At 73.8% G+C, this 1,719-nt stretch carries 1 protein-coding gene and 1 pseudogene; both read right to left on the reverse strand.

Features of this window, described 5'->3' with window-relative positions; genetic code table 11:
* Positions 1-138: 138 nt before the first annotated feature.
* Positions 139-1,059, reverse strand: coding sequence for a hypothetical protein (locus tag ACFWXO_RS45465; protein ID WP_380533151.1), 921 nt, complete (start codon positions 1,057-1,059; stop codon positions 139-141).
* A gap of 69 nt (positions 1,060-1,128) precedes the next feature.
* A pseudogene (locus ACFWXO_RS45470) lies at positions 1,129-1,719 on the reverse strand (RNA helicase); the annotation flags it as partial.

A 1,719-nucleotide genomic window follows, 5' to 3' on the forward strand; every position in this document is an offset into this window, starting at 1 on the left:
CGCCTCCGGGGGGTTTGGGGGGCGGCGCCGGCCCCCGGGCCCGCCCCGCGGGCCCGCTGAACCCCCGGCCCGCGGGGCGCCCCTGCCGATCTCCCCCGAAGGGGCATCGGCAGGGCCTCACGGCGTGTTTCAGGGCGCTCAGGCCTGGGCGTCGCCCTTGGCCTCGGCCTTGTCGGCCTTCTCGGCCTCGTCGGCCTTGGCGTCCGCGGCGCGCTCGGGGACCAGGCCGTCGAAGTCCTCGTCGATCTCGAGGTCGTCCTCGTCGTAGAACTCCTCGACGTCCTCTTCGTCCTCGAAGATCACACGGTCGTCGGAGACGTCGCCGCCGCGCTTCTTCGCCGGGGCCTCGGCGCGGTCGACGTCCTCGTCGGCCAGCTCCGGGTCGAGCGCGTCGGTGAACTCCACGCCGTCGATCTCGGCCAGGCGCTCCGAGGCGTTGGTCGAACCCTCGGTGTCGGCCTCGGCGGCCTTGGCGAACCAGTCACGGGCCTCGTCGCCACGGCCGGCCGCGATCAGCGCCTCGGCGTAGGCGTACCGCAGGCGCGCGGTCCACGAGTGCACGGCGCTGGAGGCCAGCTCCGGGCTCTGCAGGGTGACGACGGCCGCCTCGAACTGCTGCATGTCGCTGCGGGCACCGGCCGCGACCAGGCGCATCTCCACCTGGCCGGCCTTGTCCAGCTGCTTCACCTCGGGCTCGCCGGCCATCGCCAGCGCCCGCTCCGGACGGCCCAGACCGCGCTCGCAGTCGGCCATCACGGGCCACAGGTCGGCACGACCGGTCATCCGACGGGCGGCGCGGAACTCGGTCAGCGCCTCGGAGTAACGCTGCGTCATGTACGAGGCGAAACCGGCCGCCTCACGGACGGCGGGCACACGGGACGCCAGCCGCAGCGCGACGCGGGAGTACTGGTAGGCCTCCTCCGCGTCGCCGTCGAGCAGCCGGGCCACCATCACCAGGTTGCGCGCGACGTCGTCCGCGAGGGTCTTGGGCAGGCTCTTGAGCTCCTGGCGCACGTCCGCGTCCAGCTCGAAGCCGGTGACGTCCTCCGGGATCGGCAGGCGCTTGACCGGCTCGAAGTTGCCACGACGGTCGTCGTAGTCCCCACGGCCGCGGTCGCCGCCACGGTCGTCACGGTCGCGGTAGGACGGACGGTCGTCACGACGGAAGCCGCCGCCACCCTGGCGGTCGTCCCGACGGAAGCCGCCACGGTCGCCACCGCGGTCACGGTTGAAGCCACCACCCTGCGGACGGTCGCCACGGTCACGGTTGAAACCGCCGCGGTCGCCGCCACGGTCGCCACGGTCGCCGTAGGACGGACGGTCGTCACGACGGGGACGGTCGTCACGGTCGTCGCGACGGAACCCGCTCGGGCGGTCGTCACGGCGGAAGCCGCCACCCTGGGGGCGGTCGTCGCGGTTGAAGCCACCGCCCTGGGGACGGTCGCCACGGTCGCGGTTGAAGCCGCCACCCTGCGGACGGTCGCCACGGTCACGGTTGAAACCGCCGCGGTCGTCGCGGTCGCGGTTGAAGCCACCGCCCTGGGGACGGTCGTCGCGACGGAAGCCGCCGCGGTCGCCGCCACGGTCGTCGCGGTTGAAGCCGCCACCCTGGGGACGGTCACCGCGGTCGCGGTTGAAGCCGCCACCCTGCGGACGGTCGCCACGGTCACGGTTGAAACCGCCGCGGTCGTCGCGGTCGCGGTTGAAGCCACCGCCCTG

This window comes from Kitasatospora sp. NPDC059088 (assembly GCF_042738155.1).
Taxonomy (GTDB): Bacteria; Actinomycetota; Actinomycetes; order Streptomycetales; family Streptomycetaceae; genus Kitasatospora.